The 25524-nt window shown below is 69.1% G+C and carries 24 protein-coding genes and 1 tRNA gene; 12 read left to right on the top strand and 13 right to left on the bottom strand.

From position 1 onward, the window contains the following. The first annotated feature begins 41 nt into the window (after positions 1-41). The gene (locus ACIHAX_RS17485; RefSeq protein WP_364428952.1) at positions 42-995 is read left to right on the top strand and encodes a phosphodiesterase; all 954 of its coding nucleotides are present in this window, start codon (positions 42-44) and stop codon (positions 993-995) included. On the opposite strand, the gene ACIHAX_RS17490 is transcribed toward ACIHAX_RS17485, so the two are convergent. After that, positions 943-2406 (bottom strand): stealth family protein, encoded by a 1464-nt coding sequence (locus tag ACIHAX_RS17490; RefSeq protein ID WP_397278492.1) that lies wholly within the window; start codon positions 2404-2406, stop codon positions 943-945. The genes ACIHAX_RS17485 and ACIHAX_RS17490 overlap by 53 nt on opposite strands. A gap of 491 nt (positions 2407-2897) precedes the next feature. Here ACIHAX_RS17490 and ACIHAX_RS17495 point away from each other — a divergent pair, with 491 nt between their 5' ends. The 3 genes from ACIHAX_RS17495 (at position 2898) to ACIHAX_RS17505 (ending at position 4622) form a co-directional block, all read left to right on the top strand. Further along, a complete protein-coding gene (locus ACIHAX_RS17495) occupies positions 2898-3353 on the top strand; it encodes a flavodoxin family protein (RefSeq protein ID WP_356966832.1) in 456 nt (151 codons plus the stop codon). 142 nt (positions 3354-3495) lie between these two features. After that, positions 3496-3981: a pyridoxamine 5'-phosphate oxidase family protein gene (locus tag ACIHAX_RS17500; protein WP_356966867.1), complete on the top strand. Its 486-nt coding sequence runs from the start codon at positions 3496-3498 to the stop codon at positions 3979-3981. A 65-nt stretch (positions 3982-4046) separates the two neighbouring features. Then, entirely contained in the window at positions 4047-4622 is a 576-nt protein-coding gene (locus ACIHAX_RS17505) for a TerD family protein (RefSeq protein ID WP_355074495.1), read from the top strand. A 99-nt stretch (positions 4623-4721) separates the two neighbouring features. Here the strand turns inward: ACIHAX_RS17505 and ACIHAX_RS17510 are convergent, their stop codons facing one another. The 7 genes from ACIHAX_RS17510 to ACIHAX_RS17540 form a co-directional block, all read right to left on the bottom strand. Continuing rightward, on the bottom strand, positions 4722-5582 hold the full coding sequence (locus ACIHAX_RS17510; RefSeq protein WP_397278494.1) for a haloalkane dehalogenase: 861 nt from the start codon (positions 5580-5582) through the stop codon (positions 4722-4724). 160 nt (positions 5583-5742) lie between these two features. Continuing rightward, positions 5743-6066, bottom strand: a complete 324-nt coding sequence (locus tag ACIHAX_RS17515; protein WP_364428944.1) for a hypothetical protein — start codon at positions 6064-6066, stop codon at positions 5743-5745. Positions 6067-6105: 39 nt separating this feature from the next. Further along, positions 6106-6747: a MazG family protein gene (locus ACIHAX_RS17520; RefSeq protein ID WP_364429123.1), complete on the bottom strand. Its 642-nt coding sequence runs from the start codon at positions 6745-6747 to the stop codon at positions 6106-6108. Positions 6748-6881: 134 nt separating this feature from the next. After that, a complete protein-coding gene (gene mfd / locus ACIHAX_RS17525; RefSeq protein WP_397278496.1) occupies positions 6882-10493 on the bottom strand; it encodes a transcription-repair coupling factor in 3612 nt (1203 codons plus the stop codon). A gap of 330 nt (positions 10494-10823) precedes the next feature. Next, positions 10824-11207, bottom strand: coding sequence for a hypothetical protein (locus ACIHAX_RS17530; protein WP_397278498.1), 384 nt, complete (start codon positions 11205-11207; stop codon positions 10824-10826). Positions 11208-11548: 341 nt separating this feature from the next. After that, positions 11549-12196, bottom strand: a complete 648-nt coding sequence (locus ACIHAX_RS17535; RefSeq protein ID WP_159843027.1) for a TetR/AcrR family transcriptional regulator — start codon at positions 12194-12196, stop codon at positions 11549-11551. Between the two features lie 181 nt (positions 12197-12377). Continuing rightward, a complete protein-coding gene (locus tag ACIHAX_RS17540) occupies positions 12378-12992 on the bottom strand; it encodes a TetR/AcrR family transcriptional regulator (protein WP_355074504.1) in 615 nt (204 codons plus the stop codon). A 468-nt stretch (positions 12993-13460) separates the two neighbouring features. Between ACIHAX_RS17540 and ACIHAX_RS17545 the strand changes: the two genes are divergently transcribed. From ACIHAX_RS17545 to ACIHAX_RS17570, 6 genes are all read left to right on the top strand, one after another. Next, positions 13461-13531, top strand: a tRNA-Gln gene (locus tag ACIHAX_RS17545). A 90-nt stretch (positions 13532-13621) separates the two neighbouring features. Beyond that, a complete protein-coding gene (glmU, locus tag ACIHAX_RS17550) occupies positions 13622-15112 on the top strand; it encodes a bifunctional UDP-N-acetylglucosamine diphosphorylase/glucosamine-1-phosphate N-acetyltransferase GlmU (protein ID WP_355074505.1) in 1491 nt (496 codons plus the stop codon). A gap of 11 nt (positions 15113-15123) precedes the next feature. Further along, positions 15124-16089 carry a ribose-phosphate diphosphokinase gene (locus ACIHAX_RS17555; RefSeq protein WP_379255422.1) on the top strand — a complete coding sequence of 322 codons (966 nt, stop codon included), beginning with the start codon at positions 15124-15126 and terminating at the stop codon, positions 16087-16089. A 94-nt stretch (positions 16090-16183) separates the two neighbouring features. Further along, positions 16184-16441: a hypothetical protein gene (locus ACIHAX_RS17560; protein ID WP_355074508.1), complete on the top strand. Its 258-nt coding sequence runs from the start codon at positions 16184-16186 to the stop codon at positions 16439-16441. Positions 16442-16541: 100 nt separating this feature from the next. Further along, a complete protein-coding gene (locus ACIHAX_RS17565; protein WP_397278501.1) occupies positions 16542-17408 on the top strand; it encodes a hypothetical protein in 867 nt (288 codons plus the stop codon). Between the two features lie 50 nt (positions 17409-17458). Continuing rightward, a complete protein-coding gene (locus tag ACIHAX_RS17570; protein ID WP_364428929.1) occupies positions 17459-18106 on the top strand; it encodes a DUF2461 domain-containing protein in 648 nt (215 codons plus the stop codon). A 21-nt stretch (positions 18107-18127) separates the two neighbouring features. On the opposite strand, the gene egtD is transcribed toward ACIHAX_RS17570, so the two are convergent. The 4 genes from egtD to egtA form a co-directional block, all read right to left on the bottom strand. Then, a complete protein-coding gene (gene egtD / locus ACIHAX_RS17575; RefSeq protein WP_397278503.1) occupies positions 18128-19099 on the bottom strand; it encodes an L-histidine N(alpha)-methyltransferase in 972 nt (323 codons plus the stop codon). 17 nt (positions 19100-19116) lie between these two features. After that, a complete protein-coding gene (egtC, locus tag ACIHAX_RS17580; RefSeq protein WP_364428923.1) occupies positions 19117-19926 on the bottom strand; it encodes an ergothioneine biosynthesis protein EgtC in 810 nt (269 codons plus the stop codon). 87 nt (positions 19927-20013) lie between these two features. Beyond that, entirely contained in the window at positions 20014-21360 is a 1347-nt protein-coding gene (gene egtB, locus ACIHAX_RS17585; RefSeq protein ID WP_355074517.1) for an ergothioneine biosynthesis protein EgtB, read from the bottom strand. A 94-nt stretch (positions 21361-21454) separates the two neighbouring features. After that, complete coding sequence (gene egtA, locus ACIHAX_RS17590; protein ID WP_379255387.1) at positions 21455-22795, bottom strand: ergothioneine biosynthesis glutamate--cysteine ligase EgtA; 1341 nt, start codon at positions 22793-22795, stop codon at positions 21455-21457. 176 nt (positions 22796-22971) lie between these two features. On the opposite strand from egtA, the gene ACIHAX_RS17595 reads away from it, so the two are divergent. Then, entirely contained in the window at positions 22972-24162 is a 1191-nt protein-coding gene (locus ACIHAX_RS17595; RefSeq protein ID WP_364428914.1) for an aminotransferase class V-fold PLP-dependent enzyme, read from the top strand. A gap of 21 nt (positions 24163-24183) precedes the next feature. On the opposite strand, the gene ACIHAX_RS17600 is transcribed toward ACIHAX_RS17595, so the two are convergent. Next, complete coding sequence (locus ACIHAX_RS17600; RefSeq protein ID WP_355074523.1) at positions 24184-24744, bottom strand: TetR/AcrR family transcriptional regulator; 561 nt, start codon at positions 24742-24744, stop codon at positions 24184-24186. A gap of 105 nt (positions 24745-24849) precedes the next feature. On the opposite strand from ACIHAX_RS17600, the gene ACIHAX_RS17605 reads away from it, so the two are divergent. Continuing rightward, positions 24850-25521, top strand: coding sequence for a lysophospholipid acyltransferase family protein (locus ACIHAX_RS17605; protein WP_397278635.1), 672 nt, complete (start codon positions 24850-24852; stop codon positions 25519-25521). The last annotated feature ends 3 nt before the right edge of the window (positions 25522-25524 follow it).

Genomic DNA, 25524 nt, shown 5'->3' on the forward strand with positions numbered 1-25524 from the left:
CAAGCCAATGGCGGGCAAACCGCCAGGAGGGATTCGGTCCGGTGTCCATCACCAGAGTCGCGGAGTATCCGCGTCCGGATCATGTGTTGTTCCACTTCAGCGATACACATCTCATCGCGGGCCACGACCCCCTGTACGGCGATGTCGACGCCGACCTGCGGTTACGGCAACTGCTGGACCAGGCCGCGGCGAGCGGGATCCGGCCGACCGCGATCGTGTTCACCGGCGACCTCACCGACCGGGGCGAGCCCGCCGCGTACGCCAAGCTGAAGTCGATCGTCGAACCATTCGCCAGAAGTCTGCAGGCGCCCATCGTGTGGGTCACCGGCAACCACGACGACCGCGCCGCCCTCCGCGCCCGCCTGCTCCACGAGTACCCCACCAATTCCCCGCTGGACCGGGTGCATCTGATCGACGGATTGCGCATCGTCGCCTTGGACACCTCGGTGCCCGGCCACCACTACGGGGAGATCTCCGACGACCAGCTGGAGTGGCTGCGCTCGGTCCTGGCCGAGCCCGCGCCCTTCGGCACCATCCTGGCCATGCACCACCCGCCGGTGCCGTGCGTGATCGACCTCGCCGTCACCGTGGAACTACGGGACCAGCGCCGACTGGCCGACGTGCTGGACGGCACCGACGTGCGCGCCGTCCTCGCCGGGCACCTGCACTTCTCCACCAGCGCCACGTTCGCGGGCATCCCCGTCTCGGTGGCGTCGGCCACCTGCTACAGCCAGGATCTCGGTGTGGCGCAGGGTGGCCTGCGCGGCCGGGACGGCGCGCAGGCCTTCAACTACGTGCACATCTATCCGGACACCGTGGTGCACTCGGTGGTGCCCATCGAGCGCGGTCGCACGGTGGGCGCTCCCGCCACGCCGGAGGAGGCGCGGCAACGGCTGACGGAGGAGGGCATCGTGATCCCGCCCGCCGCGCGCATCCCGCACGTCATGCGGCGCCCTGCGTCGACTCCGGAAGCGGATGACGAGGCGGTGTACTGAGCCGTTCCCACGGCGCGGGCTCGGGGTAGTAGCGGGCCAGGAACTCCGAGACGATCCGCACCCGGTCGGACTCGGCGACCTCGGGGAAACTGCCGTCGTTGAGGCAGAAGAAGTCGACGTCGCGATGACGCGCCAGCCCGTCCAGCAATGCCAGACCGTGGTAGCTGGTCGTGTCGACGTACCGCATCTTCGCCGACTCCTGGGGCACCGCGCGCCCGGTCAGCATGGCGTAGTAGTGATACAGCGAATTGGTGACCGAGATGTCGGTGGCCGCGCGGAACCGGCTCGCGCTCGTGCGCGCGAAGTCCGCGGCGAACTCCTCCTCCATCTCCAAGAGCACGCTGCGTCGCAATGGCGCGGGCGTGTGCTCCAGGTGCCGCGTGATGACATAACCGAAGCGCTCCGCCAGCAGCGCCCGGTTCACCCGGGCGGCGTTCTCGAAACCGCTGCGCCGCTCGTTGTTGCGTCCGGGCCCGATCCTGGTGTCCGCTTCGATGAATCGGCTCACGCCGCCCGGCGTGAAGAACATCGACGGACGCACCGGACGTGCGAAGAACATGTCGTCGTTGGAGTACAGGAAGTGCTCGCTGAGCCCGTCGATGTGCTGCAACTGGCATTCCACCGCGTGCGAATTGAACACCGGCAAGCCGCTGACGTCCCGGAAGTGGTCCGCCGCGGGCACCACGGTCACCTTCGGATGCGCGGTCAGCCACTCCGGCGGCGTGGAGTCGGTCGCGATGAAGATCCTGCGGATCCACGGCGCGTTCTTGTGCACCGACCGCAGGGCGTACTTCAACTCGTCGATCTGGCGGATCCTGGCGTCCGCGTCGTCGCCCTCGCCGACCACGACCTGAGCGAGCATCCCGGCGCGGCGCGCGCGGAATTCCGGATCGGAGCCGTCCACCCAGGAGAACACCAGGTCGATATCGAACCCGACGTCACCGGTCTGCGGCGCGAACATGTCCGCCAGGGTGGGCCAGGTCCGGTCGAACAGCCGCACCTGCGTGCGCTGAACGTCGGCGAGGTCGAAGACCGGGCGGGTCAGCGCGTTCGGGCGCGGGCAGGTCACCGTGTCGCCGTGGTATTCCCACAGCTCCAGCTCGACATGGTGCGCCGGGTCGTGGTCGCGCCCGAGCCGGAAGACGTTGTGCCGCAATTCGACACAGGAGAACCCCGCCGACATCGCCGCGGCGGTCACCCGGCGCACCATCAGGCGCTGCGCCGCGTCGGCCGCGAGCACGAGCCGGTGCCCGCTGTCGCGCACCAGCAGGAACGGCACCTCCGCGGCGGCCAGTTCCGCGCGCAGGTAGCCGAGATCCTCGATCATCGCGGCGGACACGGCGAGATTGCTCGCCATGGCCCGCGTGACCATTTCCACCGCCCCCGAGTCCACTGCTCCCCTGTCCGTCATGACTGCCTCCACTTCCGTCGAACCACCGGTCTGAAGATTGCGTCCGGGGCACCGCGCCGAGCGCCGATCCGTCGATGCCGGGGCATCGACGTGCGAGGACCGCGCGCCTGGCGCGGTGACATTCAGAAGTGGGGAAGGGTGCCGAAGCGCGGGTACGAATTGATCACCCGGTATGTAGACGACTGGTAGACCATTTCGTTTCACCTCACTCACGGCCGGACGCGCATGGCGTCATGGATGGAAACGCTGCACTCGTGCGGGAACGATCGAATGGCACGGGTGGCAGCTGCACGCCGGACGGTCATCGGCCGACTGGAAAGTGGTCTGCCCAGGAAACTCCGGGCACCTCTACGAATGATGCAACGCGCTCGACATTCCGTCAATCGGTGCGGCTGAACCGCACCTGTCCGTGCGCTGCCCACGGTCGTGGCACACACTGGGCAATATAATTAGGATAGGCTCACCATATCATCAGAGAAAGGGTTGTGCCGGTGCGCGTCGTCATTCTGTTCGGATCCGAGATGGGCACCGCGGAGTCCGCGGCGGACACCATCGCCGCGGAGTTGCGCGGGGCGCACGACGTCTCAGTGCACGACATGACGGACTTCGACCTCGCGGATCTGGACGTCCGCGACTTCCACGTCGTCGTGTGCTCGACCTACGGCGACGGCGAGCTGCCGACCGGCGCCGAACCCTTCGCCGACGCGCTCGACCGCGACACGCCGGATCTGCACGGGCTGCGTTTCGCCGTCTTCGGGCTCGGCGACATCGTGTACGGCGACACGTTCAACCGCGGCGGCGAGATCATCGCCGAGAAACTCGCCGCGCGCGGCGCCGTGCAGGTGGGCGAGCACGCGCGACACGACGCGTCGGCAGAGGTCCGCGTGCGCGACATGGCCAGGGAGTGGGCCGCCGCGCTCGACATTCCCGCGCTGATCTCGGCCTGACCGGCGCCGGGCACGCGCCGCTGGTCACCGAAGCGCGGTCCGGACAAAGCGCCCAGCGCCAGCGCGCAAGGCGCACAGCGCCTTAGACTGCTATCAAGCGCGGCACAGCCCGCCGCGCTCGACGATCCATGAGGTGACGAAGATGGCAGCCGGAGCGAGCCCCGCCCAACGTCAGCACAACTCGACAGATCATCCCGAGCTGGACGCGCTCCCGGAATGGCCACTGGAGACGATCGGTGTACTGGTGACCACCGACCCTGCACCGCATGCGATTCCGGTGTCCTGGCCGGTGCGGGCCGGTGACCGGCGCATCCTGATCAGCCTCAAGTACGATCGCGGTTCGCTGGCGCGGTTGCGCGAACATCCCGAGGTGGCCCTGCTGATCCTCGGTGGGGGCAACGTGGCGATGTGCGCAAGGGGCACCGCACACGTGGTCGCCGAGCAGATGCCCGACGCCGCCGACTACGTCGCCGTCCGCATCGACGTCGACGTGATCGACGACCATCGCCAGTCGGCCTTCGCGGTCGTGCAAGGCATCCAGCGCACGGTGCTCGACGACGAGAGCGAGTTGCGGGCGCTGAAGGGCCGGGTCGACACCCTGAGATCCTGGGCAGACCACCAGAACTAGATCGGCCCGGCGTTCCCGGGAGCAGAGAAAGAGGCGGCACCGGCCGTGCCGCGCGGAAGGGGATCATGAGCGTCACTCTGGCCAAAGGCGGCAATGTCTCGCTGTCGAAGCAGGCCGCGAATCTCACCAAGGTGTCGGTGGGGCTCGGCTGGGACGTGCGCACCACCACCGGCGCCGACTACGACCTCGACGCCAGTGCGCTCGCCTGCGGACCGAATCTGAAAGTGCTGTCCGATCAGCATTTCGTCTTCTACAACAACCTGCGCTCGCCCGATGGATCCATCGAGCACACCGGCGACAACCTCACCGGCGCGGGCGAGGGCGACGACGAGGTGATCAACATCGACCTCACCGCCACGCCGCCGAACATCACCAACATCTTCTTCCCGGTGTCCATCCACGACGCCGACGCACGCGGCCAGTCGTTCGGCCAGATCCGCAACGCCTTCATCCGCGTCGTCGACGCCGCCACCGGCGTCGAACTGGCCCGCTACGACCTCACCGAAGACGCCTCCACCGAAACGGCCATGATCTTCGGCGAGCTCTACCGCCACAACAACGAGTGGAAGTTCCGCGCCATCGGCCAGGGCTACGCCTCCGGGCTCGCGGGCATCGCCCGGGACTACGGCGTCAACGTCTGACGGTTCGATTCGGGTTCGCCGCGCCGGTCTTTCGGCCTCGTGCTCCATCGGCATCGAGCGCCGGAGGACCCGCGCGGCACGTTTCGCCTCCGGTCGAACTCACGGGAACCGCTTCGCGATCGCCGCGGCGATCGCTTCCGGTGCGTGTTCTTGAATGAAATGCCGCGCGTGCGGCAGCTCGACTACGTCGAGATCGCTGAAGGCGGCCCGCATTCGCGGGATACAGGCGTTCGGACGGAACACCATGTCCCGCATTCCCCACACCAACAGGGCCGGCTTGTCGCCGAGCAGGACGGGCACATCTCGGGCGAGTCGGTCCAGCAGCGGGCGTGCGGCACGAATTTCCTTGGGCGTCGCGGCGAGTCCGCGTCGGGCTTCCGCGGTGGGCTGCACCGCGCGATAGTGGTCGGCCTCGGCCGCGCTCAGCTTGCGCCCCAGTTCCGCGAGCAGGACGCGCTCGACGAGGAAATTCTGTTCGAGTATCCGCCGCTGCATCGGACGGCTGCCCATGATCACGCTGAACGCCCGATTCGCCAGCGCTTCGGTCGGCCAGAACGAGGTATTGCCCAGCACGATCCCCCGCACCCGATCAGCGCGCGCGGCGCTCGCGCCCAGACCGATGGGGCCGCCCCAGTCCTGTCCCATCAGAACGAAGCCGTCGAGCCGCAGGTGATCGATCAGTTCGCCGAGGACCGCGGTGTGCTCGGCGATCGTGTATCCGAAGCCCTCGGGACGTTCGGACAATCCGAAACCCGGATAGTCGACGGCGATACACCGGTACCGGTCGCGCAGGTCCTTCACGATGTGGCGGTAGAGGAAGCTCCAAGCCGGAGCGCCATGACAGAACAGCAGCGGCGGCCCGGCCCCCTCGTCGATGTAGTGAACCCGGCCCGCCGACGAGTCGAACCAGCGCGACTCGAAGGGGTACAGACTCTTGTCAGGAACGAAATCGATCAGCATTGGCCCCTCCCTCCGAGACAGGCTACCTCGGGTGCACCCGAGCGCGCGGTCGCCTCCACCGAGAGGCCGTCTCCGGAGCGGAAACCCCCGCGGTCGGTTGATGAAGACCGACGATTTCAGCCCAGGCTGCCGGCCGAGTGGAACGACACGAATCGCGGAGTCACCCGCAGCAGACCGGGTCGTCACAGGGGTCACCGACTTCGCTTCCGTAGGCGACCAAGTGGTGGACCGGGGCCAGGATTCGTTCGGCGGTGTCGGGGTCGAGGGGCGGTGCGGACCGGTCGCTCGGTCGTCCCCAAGTGGGCGGCGTGTCGTCGATGTCGAAACGGGGTGCGCCATTGATGAACAGTGTCCACAGCGGGTGGTCGGGAAAGCCGTTCATCCGTAGGACCCACCACTGGCCGTCGACGTGGGCGGCGACGGGGAATCTGCCGTTCCCGGTCGACTGCCATCGCGGTCGTGCGTTCAGTTCGGGGTACCGCATTCTTTCAGTTTCCCTGAATCGGACGGCCGCGCGGGAGTCCTACTCGGTTCCCTCCGGCCAGAAGGCGTGCCAATCCTCGGCGGTGAGCGGAAGACGTTCGCCGCGTTCCTTTTCCGCGCTGTCCTCCGCCGCGCGGATGGCGGTGGCGAAGGTGAGCGTCGCTTTGCGGAGGCGTTCTTCGGCGCTTTCCGGGCCACCGAGGTGCACGACGCGCAGGGCTTCTGGAACGAGGGCGGGTGGCAGGCCCGCTTTGGTGCCGCGGGAGACGATCTTCTCGGCGAGTGCCAACGCGGGCTGGGCCATGGCTATGCCGTCCAGGCAGGAACGGCGGGACTTCTCGGCGGATTTGCGTTCTTCCCAAGCGCGTTCCTGGGCGGCGATCTTCTCGGCCACCGAGGCGTCGGGATCGATCGCGGAATCCACCAGGTGCGGGCTGCGGTTGACCAGCTTGGCCACCAGCGCGGCGGCGACGTCGTCGACGGTGAATTCGCCTGCGGCCTCGGCGATCCGGGAGTGGAAGAGCACTTGCAGCAGCAGGTCGCCGAGTTCTTCCTTGATCGTCTCGGCATCGTCGTGCTGGATGGCGTCGAGCAGTTCGTAGGTCTCCTCGAGCAGGTAGGGGCGCAGCGAGTCGTGGGTCTGGGTGACCTCCCACCCACCGAAATGCCAGAGCCGGTCCATGACCTCGACCGCCCCGGCCAGCCCCGCCGCGACCACCGCGGTGTCCGTGCGCGGTGTCGCCTCCCCGTCGCGCTCCACGCCGTGAACCGCGCGATGGCGGGCGGCCCGCAGAACGGACTCGTCGCGTGTCGAGCTCATCGCGGCGCCATCTCGGCGGCGACGGTGAGGTCGACCGCTCCCTGCGCCTTCCCGTCCAACGCCAGCAACAGATCGGCGGCGAATTGCAGCAGCACGACATCGCGGACGCGCTCGGCCCCGACACTGTCCTGCACGCGCGGCAGCGGAAGTTGCACCACCCCGGACGCGGCGCGGTACCCCGCGCTCGGGTAGAGCCGCTTGAGGCGCATCTGCTTGGAATCGGGCAGGTGCAGCGGCGAGATCTTCAAGGTCGTCCCGGTGACCGCGATCTCGGTGACCTCGTACTCGCGGGCGAGCAGGCGCAGTTTGGCCACCGACACCAGACGCCCGACTTCCACCGGCAACGGGCCGTACCGGTCGACGAGTTCCTCCACGACCTGCGCGAGCGCCGAATCATCCTGCGCGGCGGCGAGTTTGCGGTATGCCTCCAGGCGCAGCCGGTCACTGGCGATGTAGTCCGGCGGAATGTGCGCGTCGACGGGCAGGTCGATGCGCACCTCCTTGACCTCCTCGGTGGTGATCGGCTTGCCGTCCGCGGCGGCGCGATACGCCTCGACGGCCTCCCCGACCAGCCGCACGTAGAGATCGAAGCCGACCCCTGCGACGTGGCCGGACTGCTCGGCGCCGAGCACGTTGCCCGCGCCGCGGATCTCCAGGTCCTTCATCGCGACCGCCATGCCCGCGCCGAGATCGGAGTTCTGCGAGATGGTGGCCAGTCGGTCGTAGGCCGTCTCGGTGAGCGGCTTCTCCGGCGGGTAGAGGAAGTAGGCGTAGCCGCGTTCCCGGCTGCGCCCGACCCGGCCGCGCAGCTGATGCAACTGCGAAAGGCCCAGCGCGTCGGCGCGTTCCACGATCAGGGTGTTGGCGTTGGAGATGTCCAGACCGGTCTCGATGATCGTGGTGCACACCAGCACGTCGTATTCGCGCTGCCAGAAGCCCTGCACGGTGGACTCCAGCGCGTCCTCGTTCATCTGGCCGTGCGCGACCGCCACCCGCGCTTCGGGCACCAGATCGCGAATCCGCTTGGCCGCCTTGTCGATCGACGACACCCGGTTGTGCACGTAGAACACCTGGCCGTCGCGCAGCAACTCGCGCCGGATCGCGGCGGTGACCTGCTTGTCGTTGTAGGCGCCCACGTAGGTGAGCACCGGGTGGCGTTCCTCCGGCGGGGTGAGGATGGTCGACATCTCGCGAATCCCCGCCAGACTCATCTCCAGGGTGCGCGGAATCGGGGTGGCCGACATGGTGAGCACGTCGACGTGCGTGCGCAGCGCCTTGATGTGCTCTTTGTGCTCGACACCGAATCGCTGTTCCTCGTCGACCACCACGAGGCCGAGGTCCTTCCAGCGCACGCCGGTCTGCAACAGCCGGTGCGTGCCAACCACGATGTCGACGCCGCCGTCGGCCATTCCCTCCAGCACCGCGCGGGCCTCGGCCGGATCGGTGAAGCGGGACAGGCCTTTCACGGTGATCGGGAAACCCGCGACGCGCTCGGTGAAGGTCTGCAGGTGCTGCTGCGCGAGCAGCGTGGTCGGCACCAGCACGACGACCTGTTTGCCGTCCTGCACCGCCTTGAACGCCGCGCGCACCGCGATCTCGGTCTTGCCGTAGCCGACGTCGCCGCAGACCACGCGGTCCATCGGGACGGCCTTCTCCATGTCCGACTTCACCTCGGCGATGGCGGTCATCTGGTCGACGGTCTCGGTGAACGCGAACGCGTCCTCCATCTCCTTCTGCCACGGCGTGTCCGGTCCGAACGCGTGACCGGGCGCGGCCTGGCGGGCGGCGTACAGCTGCACCAGCTCGCCGGCGATCTCGCGAACCGCTTTGCGCGCCTTGCGTTTGGTGTTGGCCCAGTCCGAGCCGCCGAGCTTCGACAGGCTGGGCATCTCGCCGCCGACGTAGCGGGAGAGCTGGTCGAGCGACTCCATCGGCACGAACAGCCGGTCACCGGGCTGGCCGCGTTTGCTCGGCGCGTACTCGATCACCAGATACTCGCGGCGCGCGCCGCCGACGGTGCGCTCGATCATCTCGACGAACTTGCCGATGCCGTGCTGGTCGTGCACCACCATGTCGCCCGCGCTCAACGCGAGCGGGTCGACCTGGTTGCGCCGTTTGGCGGGCATCCGCTTGGCCTCGGTCGGCGCGGTGACCCGGTTGCCGGTGAGGTCGGATTCGGCGACGACCACCAGACCGGCGCCCTCGAAGACCAAGCCGTCGTGCAGCGAGCCGCACAGCACGCCCACCACGCCCTCGTTCGGCTCCGCGCCCGCCTCCAGCGCCGCGGCGGGGACCTCCGCGTCCGCCAGCCGTTCCAGGATGCGCTGCGCCGTCCCGTGGCCCGCGACGACCACCACGGCCCTGCCGCCGGTGAGCACGTGGGCGCGCAACGAGGCGAACATGGTCGCCACCAGTTCGTCGGACCCGCGCGCGGCCGGGCCGGGCAGCACCGGCAGCACGACCTCGGAGGAATCACCGGAAGCGAGCGGGCTCAGCGTCCACCAGGGCAGGCCCTGTCGCTCGGCGCTGGCCTGGATCTCGGGCAGCGGGCGGTAGGCGGAGGCGGCCAGGTCGAGGCCGTGTCCGCCGAGCGGCGCGGCGCCGCCGAACGAGGCCGCGGTCCAGGATGCCTCCAGGAATTCCTCGCCGGTGCGTACCAGGTCGGCCGCGCGGGTGCGGATCTTCTCCGGATCGCACAGCAGTACGTGGGTTCCCTCCGGCAGCACCTCGGTGAGCAGGCGCAACTGCCCCGGTTGCAGCACCGGCAACAGCGCTTCCATGCCCTCGACCGGGATGCCCTGCGCGAGTTTCTCCAGCATCTCCACCAGCGCCGCGTCAGCCGCGTTGGCGGCGGCGACCTCGGCCGCCCGCTCGCGCACCTCGGGTGTGAGCAGCAGTTCCCGGCACGGCGGCGCGACCACGACGTCCACCGCGACGTCCGGCAGCGAGCGCTGGTCGGCGACGGAGAACGGCCGCAGTTCGGTGACCTCGTCACCCCAGAATTCCACGCGCACCGGATGGTCGGCGGTGGGCGGGAAGACGTCCAGGATGCCGCCGCGCACCGCGAACTCACCGCGCTTGCCCACCATGTCGACCCGGGTGTAAGCGAATTCCACCAGCCGCGTGAGCAATTCGTCGAAGTCCAGCTCGGCGCCGACGCGCAGCACGATCGGCTCGATCTCGCCGAGCCCACCCGCCATCGGCTGCATCAGCGACCGCACCGTGGTCACCACCACGCGCAGCGGCGCGGGGAAATGCGGGTCGCCGGGGTGGGCGATCCGGCGCAGCACCTCCAGCCTGCGCCCCACCGTGTCGGCGCCCGGCGAGAGCCGCTCGTGCGGCAGCGTCTCCCAGGACGGGAACTGCGCGACCGTGGGACCGAGCATCTCCACGAGTTCGACACTCAGGTCGTCTGCCTCCCGCCCCGTGGCCGTGACCACCACCAACGGCCGCTCGGCGGCCAACCGCGACGCGACGAACGGCCGCACCGCCGACGGCGCGACCAGCTCGACCGACGATGTGCCGATCAGCTCCGCGACGGTCCGTAGCGAGGAATCGGCACCGGCCGCGGCGGCCAGTCCCGCCAACGGGGGGCGGTGGGTGGACATCGACAACTCCTGAGCGCAGGCGACACGTTTCGAGCGGCCAACCGAGTCTAGTTAAGCGGGCATCTTGTTTTTGCAGCGCCCGCGCCGCCGCGAGGCGACTGCCGCCCCCGCCCGGTACCAGAGCGCCCATCCGCGATCTATTTCGTCGCCGACACGGCCGCCCACCCGAACACGCTCCGGCTCCTCCCGGCGAGAAGCGAGCCACAGCGAGAAGGTCCCGGCGGAGTCGTCAGCACGATTCGCGGCTACGTCATCCGGCGGAACAAGCACACCACCGACGAGCACCTACGATAGCCAGGGCGAATCGCCCGACGCACACTGCGGGGCCCTTCACCAGAGGTGCAGGAAACTCCGGACGTCATCGAAACCGTCGAGTGCCCGCCCGTCCACGTCCGACGGATCCGCCTCGGCACGCGCCGACAAGGAGCGCGCCAACGCAACGGACTCATCGCTGAGCCGCCCGAATCGCCGAGCGGTATGTCCCAGGCACAGCCCGGCCAGCCCGAGCAGCGGGCTGCCGGCCACAGCCCGGGTTCCGACCTGCACACACCAGTGCTCGACGAACTCCCGATCGTCGTCGTTCAAGGCGCTGCCAACCAGAGCATCCGCCGCCTCGAACTCGTACGCGCGGTCTCCGAGTGCCCGCTCCAACACCGCGACTACCACCTCATGCGGCAGAGCAGGAGGATTGTGGAAGCTCCGATGCGTATGCATGCCGCGAGATTATCCATCCCCCCGCAGGCCCCCGACCCATGACTCGACAGGGCGAACGTTGCCCGAAGCGAGCTCGACCACCGTCGCGCCCAGCGCACCCACAGCCACGTCTTCCGAGCGAAGCAAGACCGAGCATCCGCCGTTCGCGGCCCGGCTCGCGTTTCCACGACCGCAGCGCACGCGACGAAAGAACAGCCCGAGCCCACAGCCAGCCAGCCACCACACGCGTGCACCGGGCAGCAAGCTTCGATACCGACGCGCCCAGCGCACCGTAACCACGTCTTTCGAGCGAAGCGAGACCGAGCATGCGCCGTTCGCGGCGCCGCAGGCGCTGCCAAAAGTTACGGCACGTAGCGCCGCAAACGTCTTGCCGCGAATTCCCTGAAGTACGAGAGCTTCTCGGCCGGGACGATGGCCGGGAGCAAGAAGTACCAGGCGCGCTCCATCCGGACCGCCATCTGGTCGATGGATTCGGTGCCGACGGCGATGATGTGCACGCCCGCGGCCATCTCCTGCCACAGCAGGCCGATGACCTCGGCGTCCAGGTCGGCGATCAGGTCGCCTTGGGCGATGGCCCGTTCGGCGAGCAGCCGGTAGGTGTCGCCCCAGTTCTTGGCGATGTTGTCGCCTTGAGCGCCGCGGTAGTCGCCGATCTGGTGGGTCAGCTTCAGCATGGCGCCGACCATCGGGTCGTTCATCGATAGATCGGCGACGACGTAGGTGATGCCGATGCACGCCTCCAGCGCGGGCACTCGCGGATCGAAGAAGCCCTGACACGAGCTCGTCAACCGCTCGTTGCCCTGGTCGACCACAGCGCGCGCCAGCTCCTCCTTGGAGCCGAAGTGAAAATACAAGGCGCCCTTGGTCACATTGGACTGCGCGATGATCTCGCTCAGGCTCGCATTCGCATATCCCAAGCGCAGAAAGACATCGGCAGCGCCTGCCAGGACGGAGTCGCGGGTGATCTCCGCGCGCGCTTGCCTAGCCATCAGATCCGCCTGTCATCCCAAAACCAGCCATCCTGAAGTAGACCGACATCCCGAAGTTGACCGACTTACCGCCCGAACAGCACCCAAAGGATGGGTGAACCGTACCACCAGGCGCGCGTCCAGCAGCCAATTCGAGCATTCGGCGAGAGCCGTCGCGCAATTTGCTGGTTAACAATCCGGGTCACTCACCGGCGCCCGCGCGCCATTCCGAACTCAGTTGTGGATCGGCTTCCAGATGACTCAGCCCGTTCCAGCACAGGTTCACCAAGTGGGCCGCCACAACCTCTTTCGAGGGTTTGCGCTCGTCCAGCCACCAGGTGGCGGCGGTGGCGACCTGACCGACGAGCGCCTGCGCGTAGAGGGTGGACAGACTGGTGTCGAACCCGCGCCGCGCGAAATCTCCGGCCAGAATGTGCGCCACCTGATTGGTCGCTTCGTTGAGCAAACTGGAGTACCTGCCCTCGGCGGCGGCGGCGGGCTGATCTCGCACCAGAATTCGAAACCCGTCGGTCCGTTCTTCGATATAGGTCAGCAGCGCCAGCGCGACCTGTTCGAGCCGGATGCGCGACCGGTTCTGGGTGAGCGAGGAGGTGATCATGTCCAGCAGCATCGACATCTCCCGGTCCACGACGACCGCGTACAACCCCTCTTTGCCGCCGAAGTGTTCGTACACCACGGGTTTGGAGACCTGGGCGCGTTGCGCGATCTCCTCGATGGAGGTCGCGTCGTAACCGCGTTCGGCGAACAGCGCGCGCCCGATCTCGATCAGCTGCTGACGCCGCTGGGTGCCGGTCATCCGTGGACGGGACACTCGATGCGACTCACTCGAAGACACCCCTGCTCCTCCGCCCTTCCCGCGTTGTTGCCGGTCGTGAGTGCCTCGACGGTTCCCGCCGAGCCGACGAGCGCATGCCGGGACGGGACCGCGGGCGAGCCCGGCGATCCGCCCTCGTGCGTGCCTGGTCAGCCGTCACATCGGGGCTCCGACGCACGACATCGACATTCGCATACCACTGTCCCAGACCGGTCGGCAGTCCGCTTCTCCGGGGCGAGGGGACGCGGGGGCTCTCCGCTGTAGTCGGCGATCGAGCGGTCCTCCGCCCGAGCGCTGCCCGGCCGGAGGACAGGAGCGCTCCCGCGCTGGTCCGGCCCGAATACCAGATGCCGCGCGGGGAACAATTCGCGGGGAGGCGGGCGAGTATGCGAGGATTCATCCCGTGCCATGGCACAGCGGCGGGGGTTTCGCCAACCGCCGGTGTGGCAATCCGCCGTGGTGTAATGGCAGCACATCTGATTTTGGTTCAGAGAGTTCAGGTTCGAGTCCTGGCGGCGGAGCTCGAGAGCACGATGACTTATCGTTGGCCCGCACATCGCTGACCAAGCACGACGACGCCCAGCACGAGGACAGGCAGCCGAGGGAGATCCATGCCACAGCAGACCGCCGTCGTCGTTCTCGCAGCCGGTGCCGGGACACGAATGCGGTCGAAGACCCCCAAGGTCCTGCATTCGCTGGCCGGTCGGAGCATGCTCGCGCACGCGCTGCATGCGGCGAACGAGATCGACCCCGCGTACCTCATCACCGTGGTGGGGCACGATCGCGAACAAGTCGGCGCCGCGGTGGCCGCGGTGGCCGACGATCTCGGCCGGGAGATCACCCCGGCGATCCAGGAAGAGCAACTCGGCACGGGCCACGCGGTGCAGTGCGCGCTTGCCGCCCTGCCGGTCGGCTTCACCGGCGACGTGCTGGTCACCTCCGCCGACGTGCCGTTGCTGGACGGACACACCCTGGCCGCGCTGCTCGATGAGCACCGCAGCTACGCCGAACGCCCCGCGGTCACCGTGCTGACCTTCGTGCCGCCGGACCCGAATGGTTACGGCCGCATCGTCCGCGACGCCGAAGGCCAGCTCGCCGAGATCGTCGAACACGCCGACGCCACCCCGGAACAGGCCGCGATCACCGAGGTCAATTCCGGCGTGTACGCGTTCGACGCCGCGGTGCTGCGCACCATGATCAGCCGCCTGTCCACCGCCAACGCCCAGCACGAGCTGTACCTGACCGACGTGCTGCGCCTGGCCAGGGAGGCCGGACACCCGGTGCACGGCGCACGCCTGGTCGACGCGGCCAAGGTCACCGGCGTCAACGACCGCGTGCAGCTGGCCTCGGCGGCGCGCACGCTCAACCGCTACATCCTGGAACGCCACATGCGCGCGGGCGTCACGATCATGGATCCCGCCTCGACCTGGGTGGACGCCAGCGTGCGCATCAGCAGGGACGCCGTGATCCTGCCCGGTGTGCAACTGCTCGGCAACACCGTCGTCGGCGAGGACGCCGAGGTCGGCCCGGACAGCACGCTCACCGACGTGGTCGTCGGCGACGGGGCGAAGGTGATCCGCACCCACGGCGAGGGGGCCACCATCGGCCCGAAGGCGACCATCGGCCCGTTCGCCTACCTGCGGCCGGGCACCATCGTGGGCGACACGGGCAAGCTCGGCGCGTTCGTCGAGACCAAGAACGCCTCGATCGGCGCGCATTCGAAGGTCCCGCACCTGACCTACGTCGGCGACGCCACCATCGGCGAGCACAGCAACATCGGTGCGTCGAGCGTCTTCGTCAACTACGACGGCGTGACCAAGCACCACACCGTCGTCGGCTCGCACGTACGCACCGGCAGCGACACCATGTTCGTCGCGCCGGTGACGGTGGGTGACGGAGCCTATACGGCGGCGGGTACTGTACTGCGCAGAAACGTTCCGCCCGGAGCTCTCGCGGTGTCCGGTGGACCGCAGAAGAACATCGAGGGCTGGGTGCAGCGACACCGTCCAGGGACGGACGCGGCGCGCGCGGCGGCGGAAGCCATCGCGGCCAAGGAGATGTCGGGTCAGGCAATAGAGCAAAAGGATGGCAAACAGCAGTGACCGCGTCATGGATGGACAACCAGAAGAACCTGATGCTCTTCTCGGGACGCGCTCATCCTGAGCTGGCCGAGCAGGTCGCCAAGGAGCTCGACGTCCACGTCACGCCGCAGGTGGCACGGGACTTCGCCAACGGCGAGATCTTCGTCCGGTTCGAGGAGTCGGTGCGCGGCTCCGACGCCTTCGTCCTGCAGAGCTTCCCCGCGCCGCTGAACCAGTGGCTGATGGAGCAGCTCATCATGATCGACGCGCTCAAGCGCGGCTCGGCCAAGCGGATCACCGCGGTGCTGCCCTTCTACCCGTACGCCCGCCAGGACAAGAAGCACCGCGGCCGTGAGCCCATCTCGGCCCGTCTGGTCGCCGACCTGCTGAAGACCGCGGGCGCGAACCGGATCATCACCGTCGACCTGCACACCGACCAGATCCAGGGCTTCTTCGACGGCCCGGTCGACCACATGCACGCGCAGGTGCAGCTGGCGGAGTACGTCCGCACCAACTATAGCCTCGAGCACATCACCGTCGTCTCCCCCGACTCCGGCCGCGTGCGCGTCGCCGAGAAGTGGGCCGACTCGCTGGGCGGCTCGCCGCTGGCGTTCATCCACAAGACCCGCGACCCGCTGGTGCCCAACCAGGTCAAGTCCAACCGCGTGGTCGGCGAGGTCGAGGGCCGCACCTGCATCCTGATCGACGACATGATCGACACCGGCGGCACCATCGCGGGCGCGGTCAAGGTGCTGAAGGACGCGGGCGCCGGTGACGTGGTCATCGCCGCGACCCACGGCGTGCTGAGCGAGCCCGCCGCCGAGCGCCTCGCCAACTGCGGCGCCAAGGAGGTCGTGGTGACCAACACCCTGCCGCTGTCCGAGGAGAAGAAGTTCCCGCAGCTGACCGTGCTGTCCATCGCGCCGCTGCTGGCCCGCACGATCCGCGAGGTCTTCGAAAACGGCTCCGTGACCGGTCTTTTCAACGGAAACGCATAGAGCTCTTACCGCGAGAACGGCGGCTCGGACTACGGTCCGAGCCGCCGTTTTCGTGTCCGCGTTAGCCGCGGCGATCAGTGGGGATACTGAGGGTATGGACCGTGATCCGTTGGAGACCGAGATGGGGGACGACGACCAGGAGGACGAGATCCGCGAGTATCAGCGCAACATCGAGGATCCGCCCGACGAACTGCGCATCCGTTACCACGAGGACGAGGACGACGGCAGGCTCGGCATCGACGACGAGCTGGACCAGGAGTGGACGGCCCGCGACACCCTCGCCGCGGACGAGTCGGACGACCGGTCCGCCGAGGTGGCCGCGATCGAGATCATCGACGACGAGGATCTCTGAACCTGCTCCGTCCCCGACGCGCCTGTAGCAATCGGCTATGACGACGCGCTCACCGTGGTAGGCATAGGTTGCGTGACCGGGACGACACGAGGAGGGTGCGATGAGCACGCCGAAGGATCCGGACCACCCCGACGAGCAGCGGCCGCCGGAGTCACCGTCGAAGCCGACCGGGGAGACCTCCGGTGACGAGCCTGCCCAGCCGTCGACCGGCTCCGCCCCGGCGCAGACGCCCGGTGGACGACCCACCGAGCACGATCCCGCCGCCGCGCTACCGCCGGAGCACGAGCCGGGCCCGGCCGACCAATGGTGGCAGTCGAGCGGCTCGCCGCCCGGGGGAGCGCTGGGCGGCCAGTGGGGCGCCGAGCCCAGCGGCCAGCCCGCCGAACCCCGGCCTTGGGGCGCCAACGGCGGGGGCGAGCAGCAGTCCTGGGGCGCCGAACCCGCCGCGCCGGGGGCTCCCTCGCCGGGTTCCGGGCCACAGCCTCCCGACGAAACGACGCAGCGGTTCACGCCGGACGAGCACACGCAGTACGGTTCGGGCGGGCAACCGCCTTATCCGCCGAGCGGGCAGCCCGGTGACTTTCAGCAGCCGTATTCCCCGCAGCAGCCGTATCCGCCGACCGGGCAACCGCAGTACCCGCCAGGCGGTGGGTACGGCTACCCGACGTCCGGGCCGCAACAGCCGCAGTACGGCTACCCGTCCTATCCGCAGCAGGGGTACGAGCCCTACGCCACCCCGCCGAAGCAGCCGACCAGCCAGGTGTACTCGATCATCGGCTTCGTCTGCGCCATAACCGCGGTGCTGTTCTGCCCGATCTTGTTCGGCCCGGCCGGGATAATCCTGGGCATCATCGGGCGCAACAAGGGCGAATCGCTCGGCAAATGGGCAGCGATCGCTGCGGCCGTCGGGATGGTGATCGGCCTCATCGTGGGGTTCGTCGTGTTCGGCGGAGACATCACGACGTAGATTTTCGGTATGCGTCTATCGGGTGACATCAGCGCGGCGGGTGTGCGGGCATGACCGGATTCGCGGGTTTCCCGCTCGCCGGGCTCGACTTCTACGAAGACCTGGAGGCCGACAACTCCAAGGCGTTCTGGACCGCGCACAAGAAGATCTACGACGAGTCGGTGCTCGCGCCCATGAAGGCCCTGGTGGCCGATCTGGAGCCGGATTTCGGGACCGCCAAGATCTTCCGGCCCTACCGCGACGTGCGGTTCGCCAAGGACAAGTCGCCGTACAAGACCGCGCAGGGCGCCGTGGTGCGCGCCGCGGCGGGGGTCGGCTGGTACGTCCAGATCAATGCCGGGGGTCTGTTCGTCGGTGGCGGTTTCTACCAGGGCTCGTCCGAGCAACTCGCGCAGCTGCGGGCCACCATCGATGACGAGGTGCGCGGACCGGAACTGGTGGCGATCCTCGCGAAACTCACCGACGCGGGCTTCACCATCGGCGGCGAGAAGCTGAAGACCCGACCCAAGGGCTACGACGCCGACCACCCGCGCATCGACCTGCTGCGGCACAAGTCGATCACGTGCGGCCGGGAATTCGGCGCGCCCGCCTGGCTGGACACGCCGCGCACGGCGAAGGAAGTCCGCGCCGCCTGGGAGACGATGCGGCCGCTGGTCGAGTGGCTCGGGGCGGTGGTCGGCGGCGCCCCGTCGTGGTGAGCGCCGCCGATCGACACGTGGTCAGCGCCGCCCGGCGAGCAGCAGCGCGAAACGATCGTCCGGATCGGTCCACACGTGTCCGGTGGCGAAGCCTGCGGCGGCGAGTTCGGCTTCGAGGCCCTCGACGCGGAACTTGGCGGAGATCTCGGTGCGCATCTGTTCGCCGCGGCCGAAGCGCACGGTGAGGTCGAGATCGCCGACCGCGACGGTCATGTCCTCGCTCGCCACCAGCCGCATCTCGATCCACTCCCGTTCGGCGTCCCAGACCGCGACGTGCCGGAATTTCTCCGGCGCGAAGTCGGCGCGCAGGCGAGAGTTCAGCACGTGTAGGACGTTCCGGTTGAACTCGGCGGTGACGCCCGCCGCGTCGTCGTAGGCGGGAACGAGTACCGCCGGGTCGGTGACCAGCCCGGCCCCGAGCAGCAGTTGCTCCCCCGGCTCGAGCAAGTCGTGGATCCTGGCGAGGAACTCCGCCCGTTCCGCGGGGACGAGGTTGCCGATGGTGCCGCCGAGGAATGCGATCATCCGGCGTCCGCCGCGGGGGAGGTTGGCCAGCGTGTCGGTGAAGTCGCTGACCACACCGTGCACGGCGAGCCCAGGGAACTCGACCGCGACCTCGTCGGCGGCCGCCCGCAGCGCTGCCGACGAAACATCCTGCGGTACATACTTCTTCAACGGCCCGCGCGCGCTCAGAGCGGTGAGCAACAGGCGCGTCTTCGCCGCCGATCCGGCGCCGAGTTCGACCAGTACCTCCGCTTGGGCGGCGTCGGCGATCTCGTCGACCACCCGTTCGAGCAGAGCGCGCTCGGTGCGTGTCGGGTAGTACTCGGGCAGCTCGGTGATCCGCTCGAACAGCTCGCTGCCCTTGGCGTCGTAGAACCATTTGGGCGGCAACCATTTCGGGTTCGCGGTCAGGCCCAGCCTGGCGTCCGAGCGGAGCGCGGTGTTCAGGTCGTCTTCGGTCAGGTGGATGTCCAGCGTGACTGCGGTCATGGCACCGGCCTTTCGGGTCAGAGGAGGGGGTCGACGGACAGCGCGCCGGGCCTGGCGCTCACCAGGCTGCGGTCCGGGACCGACTGCCAGCGGGGGTCGTCGTCGAACGGTTCGGAGGACACGAGTGCGAAATCGTCGGTGACCAGCACCGACAACGAGTGGTGGCAGGTGGTCGCCCACAGTTGCGCACCGTCGGAGAGCAGGAGGTTCAGGCGTGCTTCCGGCGCCCGGTCGAGGATCGCGGAGACGAGCAGCCGCAGTGCCGCCGGAGCCGCCGACCACTCGCCGTCCGGTGCGCCGGTCGACAGCAGATCGCACAGCAGCACCCACAGCGTCGCCGCGTCGGTGGCGGATTCGGCCTCCAGCAGCCGCGCCGGAGAGAACAGGTCCTCGGCGCCGAGTCCGGCCGCGACGACCGCGAATTCGGCCGCCACGCCGGTCAGGGTGCGGCGCCAGTCCGGCACCACGCCGTTGTGGCTGAACGCCCAGCGGTCGCGGGTGAACGGCGCGCACGCGGACCGTTCGACCGGCATGCCGACCGTCGCCGAGCGCACCGCCCCGAGCACCGCGGCGGACTCCAGTTGCGGCAGCACCTCGTCAACGGCCGGGTCGGTCCAGATCGGCTCGGCGTTGCGGTAGCGGCTGGCGGTGACCGTGTCGTCCGGCGTGACGCTCCACCAGGCGACGCCGAAACCGTCGGCGTTGATGGTGCCGCCGTGACGCATGTCGCGCGGCGCCCACGCCTGGGTGCGCAGCGAATGGGAGCCGAGGGTCAACATGTCGCCCACCCGCACCGGCGGGCCGACGTAACCCAAGTGTCTACACATCCGCACCCGCCGGGGCCGACGTCGCGAGGCGCGGGCCGCTCGCCGCGGGACCGCGGCCGCACCATCGCCCGGCACGACGGGCGGCGCTCACTCCCCTTCTCCGGGCCGCAGATCCCGCGCCAGGCGGAACCCGGCGAAGATCTGGCGACGGATGGGATGGTCCCAGTTGCGGAAGGTGCCGCGGCAGGCCACCGGATCGGTGCCGAAGGAACCGCCGCGCAGCACACGGTAATCACCGCCGAAGAAGACCTCGGAGTACTCGCGGTACGGGAACGCCCGGAACCCCGGGTACGCCTCGAAACCCGAAGCGGTCCATTCCCACACGTCCCCGATCAACTGGTGCACGCCCGCGGGGGACGCGCCGGCCGGATACGCGCCCACCTCGGCGGGTTCCAGATGCCGCTGCCCGAGGTTCGCGGTGGCGACGTCGGGATCGGCGTCGCCCCAAGGGAATCGGCGCGACGCGCCGGTGGCCGGATCGAACCGGGCCGCCTTCTCCCATTCCGCTTCGGTGGGCAGGCGCTTGCCCGCCCAGTTCGCGTAGGCCTCGGCCTCGAACCAGCACACGTGCACGACCGGCTGTCGCGGCCGCAGGGGGGTCATCACGCCGAACACCCGCCGCCACCAATGCCCGGACGGATCACGCTCCCAGAACTGCGGCGCGACCAGGCCCGCCTCGACGCGATGCGCCCAGCCGCGCTCGGACCAGAGTTCGGGGCGTTCGTAGCCGCCGTCGTCGACGAAGGCCAGGTACTGCTCATTGGTGACCGGCGCGGCGTCGATCGCGAAACCGGCCACTCGCACCGGATGGGCGGGGCGCTCGTTGTCCAGCGCCCACGGGTCGGTGGAGGTGCCCATGAGGAATTCCCCTGCGGGGATCACGACTTCCGCGCCGACCGCCGCCGTCGCAGCCGGGGCGTCCGCCGCCGAGAGCACGGCGGCGCCGGTGCGCAACTGGTGGGTGGCCAGCATGGTCTCGTCGTGCTGCTGCTCGTGCTGGGCGATCATGCCGAAGGCGAATCCGTCGTCGATCAGCGGACGGCCGCGCAGATCGCTGCGCTCCAGTACGTCCAACACCTTGTCGCGTACGGTGCCGACATAGTCGCGCGCCTGGGCGGGATCGAGCAGCGGCAGCGTGGGCCGGTTCGCGCGGGCGTGTTTGAAGGCGTCGTAGAGTTCGTCGATGTCGGCGCGCACCGGGTCGCGTCCGCCGACGTCGCGCACGAGCCAGAGTTCTTCCTGATTGCCGATGTGCGCCAGATCCCAGACCAGCGGGCTCATCAGCCGGGAATGCTGGGCCACGAGTTCGGCTTCGTCGACGCAGTCGGTGAGCGTGTGGGTGCGCAGGCGGGCGCGCGTGAGAACGTCGGCGATCCGATCCCTGAGCTGTTCGGTGCCGAAGTTGTCGGTGGGGGCGGGTTGGAAAGTGGTCACGAAAAATATCTCCGGGATTCATGGGGGTCGGCGGCGGCGATTCGGCTGGCGGCGGCCCGGTGGGCCTGCGTAGCGCCAGGGCAGCGCGGCTGGTTCACGTGGCGACTCCCGGAAGCCGCGGGCTCGGGGCGTGCTCGATGTCGTCCTCGGTCGGGGTGCGACCGCGGTGACATCGTTCGGCGGCGGACTCGACGGCGCGGGCCGCCTCGTCGGTCGCGGTGTGCTCGGCCGCGAGACGCAGCAGGGCGACCGCGCCCGCCCGGATGTCCGGATCAGCCAATCCGTAGCGGGCGGCATCGACCCAGCGGCCCGCCAGCGGCGCCGCGATCGAGCTCGCCTCAGCGACCACCGACGGGCTGGACATGAGCGCGTCGAACACGTGCACGGGAATGGTCCACGCGTCACCGGGCTGCGCGTCGATGTAGCGGACCTCCAAGTGGCCGGACGCGCGTACCGGCGGGAACAGCGTGGTGAGGTGATAGTCGAGATCGCCGGTGTCGGGGCGGCGGCCTACCTCGTCGTCCAGCGCGCCGGACAGCCAGTCGGCGAAGGTGGCCCCGGGCGGCGCGGACCATCCGTCGGCGTCGCCGCATTCCGCCGCACCGTCGGGTCGGCGCACGCACAGCAGCGGCACGTCCAGCGCCCATCTGCCGTAGGCGGCCACCGGGTCGGTCCAGTCCAGCACCGGCGGACGGGTGCGCGTGTTGTCCAGCCGCAGCCAGGCCCGCATGCGCTGGGAGGCCCACGCTCCGGGCGGCGCGCCACGCAGGACGGGTGAACAGGCGAAGGCGGCAAGCAGGGCCGGGCCGACGGCATACAGGGCGGTCCACCGCGCGGTGACGTCCGCACGGTCGGCGCCCGCGTCGACGCTGACCTGGGCGGCCGCGGTGTTGCACATCATCAGCTTGCCGAACGGCCCGATGCCGCCGAAGGAGCGCTCCATCGCGCGATAGCGCGGCAGCTGAAGCAAGCGTTTGGGACGGCGGTCCGCGTCGGCGGCGACGGAAACGGGGCGGATGGACCGGGATTCGAGAAGTTCCCGCAACAGGCGGGCATCATCGCGCAGTCGATCACACAGCTGCGCGGCAGCTTCGTAGGGAGCGCTGGAGAGTTCGATCTGACCACCGGGTTCGAGAGTGACCCGGCTGCCCCCCGGCAGCGCGAGCGCCGGCGAATCAGGGGCGATGGACCGTGGTGCGTACGGTCCGAGAGCGTCCGCCAAGGCGGACAGTTGGGGGCGCGGAGCGGCCGAAGGTCCGGACGCCGAACACTCACCCTGCACCGTGAGCCATTCGAGTTCGGCGCCGATCAGCGTGGGTGGTCCGAGCTTGAAGCACACCCCGCCGATATAGGCCTCCGCCGCCGCGCGGGAGGACAGTTCTCCCTGCTCGGTGGCACAACCGGCCGACTCAGGACTCTCGAGCGTGACCGCCATGCCAACCTCCAGTGGGCGTCGGGACGTTGTCCGCTGTTCTTCGGTTATCGCCATTCGGCCCGGTGGTATTCCACTCACGGGCCGAAATTCGCGTGCGGCGATCCATCCAGCGTAGCCATGCGGACCGACAAGAAACCGACATGAAGCCGAACAATCGACCCGATAAGGTCGGCTCCATGCTGGATGACGCTCGCGTACGAGCCGACACTCCCGGATGCGTGTCCGGGCCGGAACCCGGACCCGTTTTCCTCGACAGCGCCGGCTCGTCGCTACCGCCGCGAGTCGTCACCGACACCGTTGTCGCGCATCTGCTGCGGGAAGCGGAGGTCGGAGGTTATCGCGCCGCGAACGAGCGGCTCGACGATCTCGCCGACGTCAAGACCGCGATCGGGGCGTTGATCAACGCCGAACCCGAGAGCATCGCGCTCAGCGACAGCGCCACCCGATCCTGGGCGGACTTCTTCTACTCGGTCCCGCTCGCGGCGGGCGACCGCATCCTGATCTCCGAGGCGGACTACGCCAGCAATGCCATCGCCGCCTTGCAGCGCGCCCGCGCCACGGGCGCCACGGTGGAGCGGATTCCGAGCGACGGCAGCGGGCAGATCGACCTCGACGCGCTCACCGCGCTGGTCGACGAACGGGTCAAGCTGGTTTCGATCCTGCACGCGCCGACCAACGGCGGGTTGGTGAACCCGGCCGCGGAGGCGACCAGGATCGCGCACTCGGTCGGCGCGCTGGTGCTGCTGGACGCCTGTCAGTCCGCCGGGCAGCTGCCTTTGGACGTGGCCGAGCTCGGCGTCGACGCCTTGTCTGCCACCGGACGCAAGTGGCTGCGCGGCCCGCGCGGCACCGGATTCCTGTATCTGCGGCCGGAGTTGGCGCGCTCCATGGAACCAGGCCGGCTCGACCTGCACAGCGCGGAATGGACCGGCCCGCACGACTACCGGCTCGCGCCCGACGCAGGCCGCTTCGAGTTCTGGGAGTGCGACGTCGCGGGCCGCCTCGGCCTGGGCGCCGCCGTGCGATATCTGCTCGAACTGGGCCCGGAGAACGTCTACGCCGCGATCGCGGCCCGCGCCGAGCACCTGCGCAAGGCGCTGCCGGAGATTCCCGGCGTCACCGTGCGCGATCTCGGCATCCGGCACAGCGGCATCGTGTCGTTCACCGTTGACGGCGTCGAGTCCGTCGAGGTGCGCGACCGGCTGCTGGCGCGGGACATCACCGTCACGGTCAGCCACGCGGGCTCGACCCTGCTGGACATGACCGGCCGCGGCCTGGCCTCCGTCGTGCGCGCTTCGCCGCACTGCTTCGTCGGTTTCGACGAGCTCGATCGCTTCGTCGCCGCGGTGGCGCAGCTGCGCGCCTGAGCCGCGAGCGCCACGGAACGGTCAGGCCAGATGCACGGCCAGTGCCCTGGCCACCAGAGCCGCCGCGTCCACTCCGGGGTCGACCAGGCGCAAGCTTCGATTGGCCTGTGCGGTGGCGATGCCGTGCACATTGGTCCACAGAGCGATCGCACGGTGGCGCGGGTCGATCGCGCCCGATTCCGCCGCCGCGCCGACCAGCTCGGCGAACCGCGCGAACAGCGGCAGGCTGACCGACCGCAGATTCTCGCCGGAGCCTTCGAGTAGGTCGTGCCGGAACATCAGGGTGAACATCTCCGGCCGCCGCGCGGCGAATGCGATGTACTCGGCGCTCATCCGGGTGAGACGATCGCGCGCGGCCCCGGCGTCCACCGCGGCGAACCGGTCCGCGAGATCGGCGAAACCGCGCGCCGCGATGGCGGCGAGCAGTGCGCGGTGGGTCGGGAAATACCGCCGCGGCGCACCGTGCGAGACGCCCGCGGCCCGGGTGATGACCCGCAATCCCAGTCCCGCGGCGCCGACCTCTTCGAGCAGATCGACACCGGCGTCGACCAGTCGATCTCGTAGCGACTCGCTCTCGGCCATGCGGACATTGTCTACGCCTGTCGCTGTGTGACCGCACACCGGGTGTAGACACTGTCTACGAGATCGGGTAGACAGTGTCTACGCCCAATGCCCTTGGAGGTCTACGTGTGGTACCCGCTGTTCAAGTACGTCCTACTCGGTCCGCTGCTGCGACTGCTGGGCAGGCCGACGGTCGAAGGACTGGACAACATTCCGCGAACCGGACCGGTGATCATCGCGGCCAATCATCTCGCGGTGATCGACTCCCTCTACCTCGCGCTGGTCGTGCCACGGCGCGTGACGTTCCTGGCGAAGCAGGAGTACTTCACCGGAAAAGGCGTGCGCGGCCGGATCAACCGCTGGTTCTACTCGGTCTCCGGACAGGTGCCGGTCGATCGGACCGGCGGTGACGCGGCCGCCGCGGCGCTGGCCGCCGCCACCCGCATCCTGACGGACGGCGGGGTCTGGGCGATCCATCCCGAAGGCACCCGTTCCCCCGACGGCCGGATCTATCGCGGACGCACCGGCACCTTGCGGGTCGCCATGGCCACCGGCGCGCCGGTCGTTCCCGTGACCCTCTCCGGCACCGATCGGGTGAACCCGCGCGGCAGCCGTCTGCTGCGTTTCGGCAAGGTGCGTATCGCGTTCGGCGCCCCGCGTCGCTATCCGCCCGCCGAGCAGCGCCGGACGGTGCGCGCCGCGACCGACGAGTTGATGCGCGAACTGGCCGCCCGCTCCGGCCGGTGCTACGTCGATCGTTACGCCGCAACCTTTCCGGCCGCTGTTTCGCGCCCCTGACCT

The organism is Nocardia sp. NPDC051929 (genome assembly GCF_044548645.1).
In the GTDB taxonomy this organism is placed as follows: domain Bacteria; phylum Actinomycetota; class Actinomycetes; order Mycobacteriales; family Mycobacteriaceae; genus Nocardia; species Nocardia sichangensis.

Bases quoted from the DNA above. Each gene is read 5' to 3' on its own strand.
- ACIHAX_RS17490 (WP_397278492.1), bottom strand. From the start codon at position 2,406: ATGACGGACAGGGGAGCAGTGGACTCGGGGGCGGTGGAAATGGTCACG.
- ACIHAX_RS17500 (WP_356966867.1), top strand. From the start codon at position 3,496: ATGGCAGCCGGAGCGAGCCCCGCCCAACGTCAGCACAACTCGACAGAT.
- ACIHAX_RS17505 (WP_355074495.1), top strand. From the start codon at position 4,047: ATGAGCGTCACTCTGGCCAAAGGCGGCAATGTCTCGCTGTCGAAGCAG.
- ACIHAX_RS17510 (WP_397278494.1), bottom strand. From the start codon at position 5,582: ATGCTGATCGATTTCGTTCCTGACAAGAGTCTGTACCCCTTCGAGTCG.
- ACIHAX_RS17515 (WP_364428944.1), bottom strand. From the start codon at position 6,066: ATGCGGTACCCCGAACTGAACGCACGACCGCGATGGCAGTCGACCGGG.
- ACIHAX_RS17520 (WP_364429123.1), bottom strand. From the start codon at position 6,747: ATGGACCGGCTCTGGCATTTCGGTGGGTGGGAGGTCACCCAGACCCAC.
- mfd (WP_397278496.1), bottom strand. From the start codon at position 10,493: ATGTCCACCCACCGCCCCCCGTTGGCGGGACTGGCCGCCGCGGCCGGT.
- ACIHAX_RS17530 (WP_397278498.1), bottom strand. From the start codon at position 11,207: ATGCATACGCATCGGAGCTTCCACAATCCTCCTGCTCTGCCGCATGAG.
- ACIHAX_RS17535 (WP_159843027.1), bottom strand. From the start codon at position 12,196: ATGGCTAGGCAAGCGCGCGCGGAGATCACCCGCGACTCCGTCCTGGCA.
- ACIHAX_RS17540 (WP_355074504.1), bottom strand. From the start codon at position 12,992: ATGACCGGCACCCAGCGGCGTCAGCAGCTGATCGAGATCGGGCGCGCG.
- glmU (WP_355074505.1), top strand. From the start codon at position 13,622: ATGCCACAGCAGACCGCCGTCGTCGTTCTCGCAGCCGGTGCCGGGACA.
- ACIHAX_RS17555 (WP_379255422.1), top strand. From the start codon at position 15,124: ATGGACAACCAGAAGAACCTGATGCTCTTCTCGGGACGCGCTCATCCT.
- ACIHAX_RS17560 (WP_355074508.1), top strand. From the start codon at position 16,184: ATGGACCGTGATCCGTTGGAGACCGAGATGGGGGACGACGACCAGGAG.
- ACIHAX_RS17565 (WP_397278501.1), top strand. From the start codon at position 16,542: ATGAGCACGCCGAAGGATCCGGACCACCCCGACGAGCAGCGGCCGCCG.
- ACIHAX_RS17570 (WP_364428929.1), top strand. From the start codon at position 17,459: ATGACCGGATTCGCGGGTTTCCCGCTCGCCGGGCTCGACTTCTACGAA.
- egtD (WP_397278503.1), bottom strand. From the start codon at position 19,099: ATGACCGCAGTCACGCTGGACATCCACCTGACCGAAGACGACCTGAAC.
- egtC (WP_364428923.1), bottom strand. From the start codon at position 19,926: ATGTGTAGACACTTGGGTTACGTCGGCCCGCCGGTGCGGGTGGGCGAC.
- egtA (WP_379255387.1), bottom strand. From the start codon at position 22,795: ATGGCGGTCACGCTCGAGAGTCCTGAGTCGGCCGGTTGTGCCACCGAG.
- ACIHAX_RS17595 (WP_364428914.1), top strand. From the start codon at position 22,972: ATGCTGGATGACGCTCGCGTACGAGCCGACACTCCCGGATGCGTGTCC.
- ACIHAX_RS17600 (WP_355074523.1), bottom strand. From the start codon at position 24,744: ATGGCCGAGAGCGAGTCGCTACGAGATCGACTGGTCGACGCCGGTGTC.